Source organism: Embleya sp. NPDC025285, from assembly GCF_055558835.1.
Genome location: NZ_JBVHLU010000079.1, coordinates 44402 through 54844, shown reverse-complemented (window position 1 = coordinate 54844; position 10443 = coordinate 44402). Strand labels below are relative to the sequence as shown.

7 protein-coding genes are annotated in these 10443 nt (G+C 71.9%); all 7 read right to left on the bottom strand.

The genetic code is table 11. The features are described 5' to 3' along the window. The coding region (locus ACZ4FV_RS37715) for a type I polyketide synthase (protein WP_465325091.1) at positions 1-4043 on the bottom strand (4043 nt) is incomplete at its 3' end. 405 nt (positions 4044-4448) lie between these two features. Further along, positions 4449-5243, bottom strand: a complete 795-nt coding sequence (locus ACZ4FV_RS37710; protein ID WP_402229648.1) for a thioesterase II family protein — start codon at positions 5241-5243, stop codon at positions 4449-4451. Further along, positions 5240-6343, bottom strand: a complete 1104-nt coding sequence (locus ACZ4FV_RS37705) for an alpha/beta hydrolase (protein WP_465325089.1) — start codon at positions 6341-6343, stop codon at positions 5240-5242. Before ACZ4FV_RS37705 ends, ACZ4FV_RS37710 begins: the two co-directional genes overlap by 4 nt. Further along, the gene (locus ACZ4FV_RS37700; protein ID WP_465325087.1) at positions 6340-7191 is read right to left on the bottom strand and encodes a 2-oxo acid dehydrogenase subunit E2; all 852 of its coding nucleotides are present in this window, start codon (positions 7189-7191) and stop codon (positions 6340-6342) included. The genes ACZ4FV_RS37705 and ACZ4FV_RS37700 overlap by 4 nt, the downstream gene beginning before the upstream one ends. Next, positions 7188-7424, bottom strand: coding sequence for an acyl carrier protein (locus ACZ4FV_RS37695; RefSeq protein ID WP_395872950.1), 237 nt, complete (start codon positions 7422-7424; stop codon positions 7188-7190). The genes ACZ4FV_RS37700 and ACZ4FV_RS37695 overlap by 4 nt, the downstream gene beginning before the upstream one ends. Continuing rightward, positions 7421-9379 (bottom strand): HAD-IIIC family phosphatase, encoded by a 1959-nt coding sequence (locus ACZ4FV_RS37690; protein ID WP_465325085.1) that lies wholly within the window; start codon positions 9377-9379, stop codon positions 7421-7423. Before ACZ4FV_RS37690 ends, ACZ4FV_RS37695 begins: the two co-directional genes overlap by 4 nt. After that, entirely contained in the window at positions 9376-10407 is a 1032-nt protein-coding gene (locus ACZ4FV_RS37685; protein WP_402229658.1) for a 3-oxoacyl-ACP synthase III family protein, read from the bottom strand. Before ACZ4FV_RS37685 ends, ACZ4FV_RS37690 begins: the two co-directional genes overlap by 4 nt. Positions 10408-10443: the final 36 nt, after the last annotated feature.

Genomic DNA, 10443 nt, shown 5'->3' with positions numbered 1-10443 from the left:
GAGCCGCGGAGTACGGCGACGACCGGGTGGCCGTTGCGTTGGGCGTCGGAGAGGCGTTCGAGCAGGAGCAGGCCGACGCCCTCGCCCCAGCCGGTACCGTCCGCCGTCGATGAGAACGCCTTGCAGCGGCCGTCCGGTGACAACCCGCGCTGGCGGCTGAACTCCACGAACATGCCCGGCGTCGCCATCACGGCGGCGCCGCCGGCGAGCGCCAGCGAGCACTCCCCATGCCGAAGAGCCTGAGAGGCGAGGTGGATCGCGACGAGCGAGGACGAGCACGCGGTGTCCACCGTCACCGCCGGACCCTCGAACCCGAACGTGTAGGCCACCCGACCCGACGCGACACTCGCCGTATTGCCGGTGAGCAGGTAGCCCTCGAAGCCGTCGGCGGGCTCGTGCAGGCGCGGGCCGTAGTCCTGACTCATCGCGCCCACGAAGACTCCGGCGTCGCTGCCGCGAATCGTGGACGCGTCGATGCCCGCCTGTTCGAACGCCTCCCACGCGGTTTCGAGCAACAGGCGTTGTTGTGGATCCATCGCGGCGGCCTCGCGCGGACTGATCCCGAAGAACTCCGCGTCGAACCCGTCCGCGTCGTGCAGGAATCCGCCCGCTCGCGCGTATGTCTTGCCCGGTACACCTGGCTCCGGCGCATACAGCTCGTCGACGTCCCAGCCCCGGTTCGTCGGCAACGCGGTGATGGCGTCGATGCTTTGGCTGACCAACTGCCAGAGCTGATCCGGAGATTGCACGCCACCGGGATAGCGGCAGCTCATCGCCACGATCGCGATCGGATCGTCGTCGCGCGGTGCGATCATCCGGGTTCGCGAGTCGTTCGTGGTGCCGATTCCGGAGAACCGGGCCCACAGGTGGTCGGTCAGGACCCGGGGCGTCGGATGGTCGAAGGTGAGCGTCGCGGACAGGTCCAGCCCGGTGGAGGTCGCGAGCCGGTCGCGGAACTCCACCGCCGTCAGCGAGTCGAATCCCGACTCCTTGAAGCTCTGCCCGGGGTCGACGGCGTCGGAGGTCACGTGGCCCAGCGCGATGGCGGCCTGGGTGCGGACCAACTCCAGGAGTACGCGCCTTTGTTCGGCTTCGGACCGGCCGCCGAGGCGGCGCGCGAGCGGGTTGGCCGGCTCCGTGGCCTCCGCGTCCTCGGTGGTCTCCGCGTCCTCCGCGAGTTCCACGCTCGACGCGGGATCCGGGCCCGTCTTCGCGGCGGTTTCGACGGTCGGTCCGGAATCGGCGCCCGGCGCCGGGTCGGCGAGCCAGTAGCGGCGACGCTGGAACGCGTAGGTGGGCAGGTCGTCGACGACCTGGTCGGTGGCGAGCTGCGTGCTCCAGTCGGGGGCGGCGTCCAGGAGCCGGGTGTGCGCGATGGCGGTGGCGACGGTGGGGGCCTCGGGCTGCTTGCGGTGCAGAGTCGGGATGAAGACGGGCGATGCGTCCCGGGCGGAGTCACCCGATCGCAGGCTCTCGACGGTGCCCCGGGCGAGGGTGGTGAGAGTGCTGTCGGGGCCGAGTTCGATGTAAGTGGCGACGTCGTGCCGGTGGAGCGTGGTGACGCCGTCGTGGAAGTGCACGGCGTGCCGGATGTGCTCGGTCCAGTAGGCGGGATCCGTGAGTTGCTCGGTGGTCGCGATCGTGCCGGAGACGTTGGAGACGAGCGGGGTGTGCGGTGCGTGATAGGTCAGCGATTCCGCGATGTCCCGGAACTCCGCCAGCACGGGGTCCATGTGCGGTGAGTGGAACGCGTGGCTGACGGTGAGTTCCTTGGTCTTGTGTCCCGCGCCGCGCACCTGTTCCGCGATCCGGCGGCATCGGTCGCGGTCGCCGGAGATCACCGTGGCCCGAGGCGCGTTGTGCGCGGCGATCGAGACGAAGTCGTGTTGGTCGGAGATGAGTTCCGCGAGCTGCTCCGGCGTGGCGTCGATCGCGATCATCGCGCCGCCGGAAGGTGCGGTCTGCATGAGTCGCCCGCGTGCGGTGACGAGGGTGGCGGCGTCGGGGAGGTCGAGGACTCCGGCGAGGTGGGCGGCGGTGAGTTCGCCGATGGAGTGGCCGATGAGGTAGTTCGGCGTGATGCCGTGATGGATCAACAGGTGGTGCAGTGCGCTCTGGAGGGCGAAGAGCGCGGGTTGGGTGTAGCGGGTCTGGTCGAGGAGCTCGGGGTGGTGGTCGATCACGTCGCGGAGCGGTCGGTCCAGGTGCGGGTCCAGGTGGGCGACGGCCTCGTCGAAGGCGTCGGCGAACACCGGGTACGCGGCGCGGAGTTCCGAGCCCATGCCGGGTCGTTGGCTGCCCTGCCCGGTGTACATGAACGCCGTCCCGCCGGCGGTTCCCGAGTACGTGCCTTGCACGACCGTGGCGCCGCCCTGGTCCTCCGCCAGCCCGGCCAGCCCGGCCAGGAAGCCGGCCCGCCGGTCCGCGACGACCGCCGCCCGATGGGCGAACAACGTCCGCCGGGTCGCCAGCGTCCGGGCGATCGCGGCCGGGTCCGCGTCCGGGCGCGCGGTGACGTACGCGTGCAGGCGGGTCGCCTGGTCCCGCAGCGCCTGCGGGGTACGGGCGGACAGCACCCACGGCGTCGGTGCCGACGGTCGCTCCGCGCCCGAGTCCGAGTCCGAACCGGGACCCGAGTTCGCTCCGGCGCTCGCGCCCGCCGCCGAGACGTCGTCCCGAAGTCGTGCGGTAGGTGATTCCGCGAGTACCACATGGCAGTTCGTGCCGCCCATGCCGAACGAGCTGACCCCCGCGATCAGCGGTCGATCGGGCTGCGGCCAGGTACTCGATTCGGTCTGTACGCGCAGGTTGAGCTCGGCCAGCGGTATGTCGGGGTGCGCCGTCTCGTGGTTGAGGGTGGCCGGGAGTACTCGGTGGTGAATGCTCAGCGCGGTCTTGAGCAGCCCCACGATGCCTGCCGCGCCCTCCAGATGCCCGACGTTGGTCTTGGCCGACCCGACCGTGAGCGGTTCACCGGACGCGGTGCGACGGGTCCCGAGCGCCGCGCCGAGCGCCGCGGCCTCGATCGGGTCGCCCACCTTGGTGCCGGTGCCGTGCAGCTCCACGTACTGCACGTCGTCCGGACGGACGCCGGCGGCGCGGTGCGCGAGGCGGACGACGGCTTCCTGGGCGCGTGCGTCGGGGACGGTCAGGCCCGGCGTGGCGCCGTCGCTGTTGATCGCGCCGCCTCGGATGACGCAGTACACCCGGTCGCCGTCGGCCAGCGCGCGGGCGAGCGGCTTGAGGACGATCGCGCCGCCGCCCTCGCCGCGCACGTAGCCGTTGGCCCGGGCGTCGAAGGTGAAGCAGCGACCGTCGGGTGAAAGTCCACCGAACTTGCTCGCGCCGACGGTGCTTTCCGGTACGAGGTTGAGGTTGACGCCACCGGCGATGGCGAGTTCGCACTCGCCGCGCCGGACGCTCTCGCAGGCCGTGTGCACGGCGACCAGCGCGGAGGACTGGGCGGCGTCGAGGGTGAGGCTGGGCCCGTGCAGATCCAGCGTGTACGAGACTCGGTTGGCGATGATGGCGCGGTTGACGCCGGTGAGGCTGTGCCGGGTGATCGCCGCGGGACCGCCGCGGTGCAGCAACGCGGCATAGTCGTCCATGGTGGCGCCGACGAAGACGCCGGTTCGGCTGCCGGCGAGGGTGCCGGGGACGATGCCGGCGTCCTCCAGGGCCTCCCAGCCCAGTTCCAGGATCAGCCGCTGCTGCGGGTCCATGGCCACCGCCTCGCGCGGGGCTATGCCGAAGAAGGCGGGATCGAAGCCGTCGACACGGTCCAGGAATCCGCCGTGCCGGGTGGCGACCTTGCCCGGGGCCGAGGGGTCCTCGTCGTAGTAGGCGTCGATGTCCCAGCGGTCGGCCGGGACTTCGGTGATCGCGTCCACGCCGTCGTGCAGCAGCCGCCAGAAGGCCGCCGGATGCTCCGCCTTGGGCAACCGGCAGGACATGCCGACGATCGCGACGGCGTCGGTGTCGATGCCGGCGGTGTCGACGTCGGTCGCCGGCGTCGTCGCGGCCGGCACGGGCTTTCCTGTCATCGCGTGTCACTGCCCCTCGTCGTGAACAGGTCGCGGCGGCCGCACCGTGCGGGGATGCCTGAGGACCGTTCGTGTGCTGCCAGGCTCCAAAGTTGTCGCGGGTACTAACGCCGGCCTTTGAATCGTCTAAAGCGGCCGGCCGCGCACCGCCGCCGTCGGCGCGGACCGTCCGGGACCGGGAGCCGACCGGCGCCGGAACGCGACAAGGCCCGGTGGGACGGTGCTTGGGCACCCCACCGGACCTGGTCCGATATCCGGTTTTCGACGTTCGTGGTACAGCCTTCGGCGGCCCGCTTCGGCCGGCTCCCGTCGTGCGACGCCCGACACGCGGCCCCGCCCCCGGGTTGGGAGACGCCCCACGCCCGACGCTCGTGGTCGTACGCCGGCCGGCCCGGCCGTCGGCGGTCAACAGGCCCGGGCGACCGCCGGTGCGCGCAGGAGTGGGGCCAGCGCGCGGGCCGCGAAGGCCGCGCCCGGTTCCTGGGCGAAGAAGTGGCCGCCCGATTGCACGTGTACGCGGCACCGTGCCGACGTGTAGGTGTGCCAGGCCGCGGCGTGCGGGAGCGATACGAGCGGATCATCGACGCCCGCGAAGACCTCGATCGGGCAGGGCAGCCGCGCGCCGTACTCCGGGTGGCCCCGATGCGGGTCGGACGCGCACAACCGCAGGTCGTCGCGCAGCAGTGCGATCGCCGCTCGGCGCCACTCCGGATACCGGAGCAGCGTCGGCGACATGCCGCCGATGTCCAGGAGGAATTGCCCCAGTTCCTCGTCGGTGCGCTCGGCGGCGCCGTCCAGGGGCGTGCGCAGATGCGGTGCCGGGCACGCGCCCACCGCGAGCCGTTCGGGCAGCGTGCGCTCGTGTTCGAAGCGCCGTCGGGTCAACGCGTGGGCCACCAGCGCGCCCATGCTGTGCCCGTAGAAGACGTACGGCCGGTCGCTCAGCCACGGATCCAGGTCGGCGTCGAGCTCGGCGACCAGCTCGGTCAGCTCCCCGGCGCGCGCTTCCCGGGCCCGCCCCTCGCGGCCGGGGAGTTGGATCGGCAGGACGTCGACGCCCGGGCCGAGCGCGCGCCGCCAGTCGCCGAACGACGAGGCCGCGCCACCCGCGTGGTGGAAGCAGAACAGTCGCAGCGGAGCGCCGATCTCGTCGGGTTCACGCGGCAGGAAGCGGGACGAGAGGCCCGCCCGCGCGCTCATCCGCGGCTCCCGGTGAGCCGGCGGCGCAATCGGAGCACGGCCAACAGGCCCTCCAAAACCGCGCGTTGCGGAGTGCGGGCGCCCATCATGCGCAACACCGAGACGATGATCCACAACCTGGTCTCGGTCACGTGCCGAGGCGAACCGTGCACGTCGTCATAGGTGTTCAGGCTCAGCTTGCGCACGTGCGCCCGCAGCAGGTCCGGGTCGGCCGGCGGGATGATCTCGTCGCGCAGACTCACCGTGCAGGCCACCGGGATGTCCAGGGCCGCCAGTTGATCCGGCGTCAGCGCCCAGTCGGCCATCCGGGCGTACAGGTTCTCGGGCTTGGCGCCGGTCAGCCGGGCCAGGGTGTCCACGGTCACCCGGGGCAGCCTGCTCTGCCAGTCGGCGTCGGTGAAGAACGCGCCGACCGGGACCCCGGCGGTGGCGATGCCCCGGATGCGTTGGTCGGACACCGCGCAGCGCAGTGCGAGGTGGCCGCTGAAGCTGAGCGCGACCGCGTACGTACGCGAGACGTCGGCGCGATCGGCCACCGCGTCCAGCACGTCGGACAGGATCCGCCAACTGTCCCGGTCGTAGGCCAGCGTGTTCTCGCCCACGCCGGGCATCTCGGTGACGACCCCGGCCAGGCCGAGTTTGCGGGCCATCAGCAGTACCGGGGCCCACTGTTCCTTGATGCTTACGATGCCGCCGGTGACCAGCAGCAGCGGCTTGCGTACGCCCTCGGGCCCGTCGGTCAACCCGGTGGCCCAGCAGCCCACCCGACCGCCGGGCAGGTCCAGGTCGATCCGCTCCAGATCGGGCTGCTCGGCGGCCCAGCGGCCGAACGTGGACACGCAGCCGTCCAGGGCCTGCTGCCGGGCCGGGCCGTCGACGTAGGGAAAACGCGCCATGTTGTAGTCCCGGCACGCCTCCAGCAGCTTCCCGTCGCCCGCCAGCCGGGCCGCGCCCCGCGACCACTCGCGTGCCCAGGAGCCGGGCGCGCCGTCGTCGTCGTTGTCGATCCGGCCGAGCAGCTCGCCGTAGTGCGCCGGCGGGATGTTCTGGGCCTTGGCGTGCACGAGTACGAACTGCTTGAGCTCGTCGATGTCGTTCACCTCGGGCTGCCTTCCGTGAGGGGGGAGCGGGTTTCGGCGGCCTCGGCCGGCTCCGGGGCGGCGGCCGGCTCGGCCGGTCCCGGGTCGGGCTCGGTGAAGTCCTCCAGGGCCTGCTTGATCTCGGTCAGCACGTCCGCGGCCTCCGCGCCGTCGATGACGCGGTGGTCGAAGGCCAGGTTCAGGCGCATGACCGGAGCGATGACGATCCGCCCGTCGCGCACCACCGGGCGCTGCACGATCCGGCCCACGCCCAGGGTGACGGTGGTGCCGCCGACCGAGTGGAAGCCGTCCACGGCGCGATGCCCGAGCGAGGTGACCGCGAAGGTGCCGAAGCGCCGCGCCCGGGTCCGCAGCGGCCGGACCACCCTGCGAAAGGCGAGGGCGCCGATCAGCCGGGGCAGCCGCTGGAGTCTGGTCAGCGCGGCGAACTCGGGCATGGTCGCCGGGTCTCCGTCGGCGTAGTGCCACACCTGCCGTTGGATCTCGGCCAGACTCGCGCGATCCAGATCGGGCAGTACCGCCGAGAGCACGACACGCCGGCCGCCGAGGGTCTTGTCCAGCGTCAGCTTGCCGTCCACCGAACCGTGCCGCAGCACGCGCGGCACCAGCCCGCCCAGGGCCGCCGCGTTGGCCTCGGGATGGTCGGCGAGCACTCTCGCGGCACCGTGCAGCACATAGGTCACCAGCGAGTACGGCCGGCCGGTGCCCCGGGTCGCGGCCCGGTGTGCCAGCACCGCGCTCATGTCGACCTCGGTGTCCAGGAAGACGGGGGCGAACGCGCGGATCTCGCCGAGGAAGTACAGCGTGTGCCGGCGTTCGCGGGCCGCCGGTACGCCCGCGCCGCTCATCCGGACACCGCCAGCGTGTAGACGGCCTCCAGGCTGGTCGCCTCCAGGACGTCCGGCAGCGAGATGCGTCGACCGGTGTGCCGCTCCAGCGCGGTGAGCAGCCACAGCAGGTGGACCGAGTCCCAGCCGGCCAATCGGTCGAAGGAGTCCGCCGCGTTCGCCGAGGTGATCGGCAGGCCCAGTTCGTCGCGGACCAGCGCGACGAAGTCGTCCAGGGTGTTCAACGTGCTCATCGCTCGGGTTCCCCTTCGAAGGTCTCGGTCAGCGCGACGTGCCCGGGTACCGGGACGATGTGCACCAGGTCGTGCCGGAAGGTCAGCGCGTCCGCGGCGGCCGGATCCACCGGATCCGCGCCGGACACCGCGGGTTGGCCCGGGACGGGCACGAACCCGTATCGGGGGTAGAGGTCGCGGACCTTGCCGTTCCTGGCACTGGCCCGATACGTGCCGTAGACGGCCTCGGCGCCGGTCGCGCGCGCGTGCCGCAGCAGCGCGGACAGCGCCGACTGCTCGACGCCCCGGGCGAACACCCGGCAGCTCAGCAGCATGTTGTCCACGTGCAGCGCGTCGTCGCGGCGGTGCGCGAGGATCGCGCCGACCAGACCGTTGTCGCCGAAACGGTCGGCGGTGTGGATGGTCAGGACGAGTGCGTCCGGGTCGGCGAGCAGGGCCTGGACGGCGGGCTGTTGCAACCGCGCGGTGGTCAGGTTGAACTGATTGGTGCGCAGCGTGAGCTGGGACACCCGGGAGGTGTCGTCGGGCCCGGCGGGGGCGACGCGCACGGTCACGCCCAGTTCGTTCAGGTAGTCGTCGAGCGAGGTGAACGAGTCGAGGAAGTCCCGCCGATCCAGCTCGTCCCGGTAGCGCGAGGTCCGGGCCCGGTCCTCGGTGGTCAGTTCGCGGGTGTCGAACCAGCCGTCGGCGAGCAGCCGGCCCGGGTGCAGCGCCGGCTCCTCGTCCAGCCGGACCACCGCGACCTCCGGCAACTCGCGTCGGACCAGGCCGCATTCGTAGGGGCTGTCGTCGACGAAGACGAAGGCGTCCACACCCAGGTTGAGCGAGGCCGCGAGTTCGGCGAGGTTCTCGTGCTTGGGCGCCCAGTTGGCCACGACCCGAACGAAGTCGGCCTCTCGCAGCGTCATTCGGGGATGCTCGCGCAGCGCCTCGCGGACCGGGTCGGGGTCGTTCTTGCTGACCGCCGCGAGCAGGACGCCCTGTGCGCCCAGTTGTTTGACCACGCGTTGGAAGGCGGTGAACGCCTCGCCCCGGTAGCCGGCGCCGACCTCGATGCCCTCGATCCCGTCGTCGCCCAGGACGCCGCCCCACAGCGTGTTGTCCAGGTCGAGCACCAACACCTTGCGGGTCCGGCCGACCACGTTGTTGGCCAGGTGCGCGGCCTCGCGGGCGTACCCGGCCAGGAGTTCGGCGGACAGGTGCGCCTTGGCGTACACGTGCAGCCGCGGCTCGGTGGCCACGATGCCGTCGGCGAGCAGCGGGTCCAGGTCCAGGACGACGACGCTCGCGTGCGCGTCGGCGATCCGGAGCAGGCGCGCGTTGGCCTCGCGCCAGACCGCGCCGAGCCGGGCCCGGGAGCGGTGGTCGACCAGTTGCGCCGAGTGCGCCCGGGGCAGCGGCAGCGTGTTGAGCACCAGCGTGCCGGTCCCGGTGCCGGCGTAGCGCGCGGCGAGTTGTTCGAGCAGGCCCACCTTGGCGGACAACACCTGTTCCACGTCGGCGGGGGTCCACGGCAGGGGCACCTCGTCGAAGACCACCGACGCGTCGAGCACGCACAGCACCAGGTCCGCCTTGGCCGCGTACAACGAGCTCTCCGGGTCCGAGAGTTCGAAGACGTAGCTGTCGAAGTCGGTGACCTGCGGACGGGACACCAGTCCGTGTCGGGCCAGTTCGCCGGTGAGCGCGCCGGTCAGCGCGGACAGGGTGCCGTGTCCGGTGATGGTGACCGAGACGGTGCGCACGCCCGGGTGGGCGGCCAGGACCGCGTCCGGCTCCAGGCGGGACAACAACACTCCGGCCCGGGCCAGTTCCGCGGGCGTCGCGTCGGTCAACAGTTCGCGCACGGTCGGGTACCGCGCGATTAGTCGATCGGCCCGGTGCAGCGCGAGCAGCGCGTCGACTCCGGTCGGGGCAGGGGAGACGCTCTCGGCCGTGGGCGATGGGGTGGTGGTCATATCCTCTCCAGGGCGAAGCCCGCCTTGATCCACTTGCTGGACTCCACCGCGATGCCCACGGCACGGTCGCCGGCGGCCATCTTGGGCAGCGCCCGCTCCAATTGCAGGAACGGCAACGCGTTGCCGTTGTTGCCGGTCTCGTGCACGCAGGTGATCTCCTGCGCGCGAGGCGCGTCCAGGGTCCGCATGATCCGGGCGGTCATCCGGCCGGACAACTGCGGCGGCAGAAGGTAGTCGACGTCGTCCGCGTCCCAGCCGAGGCCGTCCAGGAGTTCGGCGAGGATCTCGCCGGCCATCACCGGCACCGACTCCTCGATCATCTTGTAGTCCTCGCTCGCGGCGGGCCGGTCGGCGTGCCGATCGGCCAGGCCGAACCACTCGATGACCTGCCCGGGCGCCCGGCCCAGCCCGGTCAGCCGGTTGACGATCGCGCGGATGGCCACCGACCCGGACACCGGCTCGGTGCTCAGCACGGCGGCCCCCGCGCCGTCGCCGAAGAGCACGAAGTTGACCAGCTCCTCCGGGGACAGCGCGCGCAGGTCGACGTCGAGGTCGAAGTGCTTCGCGGACACGTCGCCGCCCAGGACGAGCGCGGTGCGGTGCCGGCCGGTCGCCAGCAGGGTGCTCGCCACGTCCAGCGCCTGCACCGCACCCGCGCAGCCGGACTGAAGCTGATAGGTGGGCAGTTCGTTGATGCCGAGCCGGTCCGCGACGATGTTCACCGTCGCGGGCATCAGCACGTCCGGGGTGGCCGTACCCAGCACCATCACGTCGATGTCGCCCGCGGCCAGGCCCGCCTCGGCGAGCGCGCGCCCGGCGGCGGCGGTGGCGAGTTCGGCCAGTGAGGAGCGGATCTCGCCGCTGTCCAGGTCGACCGAGAGGTGGCGCGTGCGGGTGCCGATGAAGACGTCGATCCACTGCTCCCACACCGCCTCCATGCCGAACCGCCGTGCCAGGGCGGCGTTGTCCACAGCCGGGCCCGGGAGTGCCGTGCCGACCGCGAGGATGTGGATATCCGAGGCGTGCATCCTTGCCCTTCCTTCACGTGTGCGAATGCCGGCGGC

Coding starts and splice junctions, on each gene's coding strand:
- ACZ4FV_RS37685 (WP_402229658.1), bottom strand. CDS start 10,407: ATGCACGCCTCGGATATCCACATCCTCGCGGTCGGCACGGCACTCCCG.
- ACZ4FV_RS37695 (WP_395872950.1), bottom strand. CDS start 7,424: ATGAGCACGTTGAACACCCTGGACGACTTCGTCGCGCTGGTCCGCGAC.
- ACZ4FV_RS37690 (WP_465325085.1), bottom strand. CDS start 9,379: ATGACCACCACCCCATCGCCCACGGCCGAGAGCGTCTCCCCTGCCCCG.
- ACZ4FV_RS37710 (WP_402229648.1), bottom strand. CDS start 5,243: ATGAGCGCGCGGGCGGGCCTCTCGTCCCGCTTCCTGCCGCGTGAACCC.
- ACZ4FV_RS37700 (WP_465325087.1), bottom strand. CDS start 7,191: ATGAGCGGCGCGGGCGTACCGGCGGCCCGCGAACGCCGGCACACGCTG.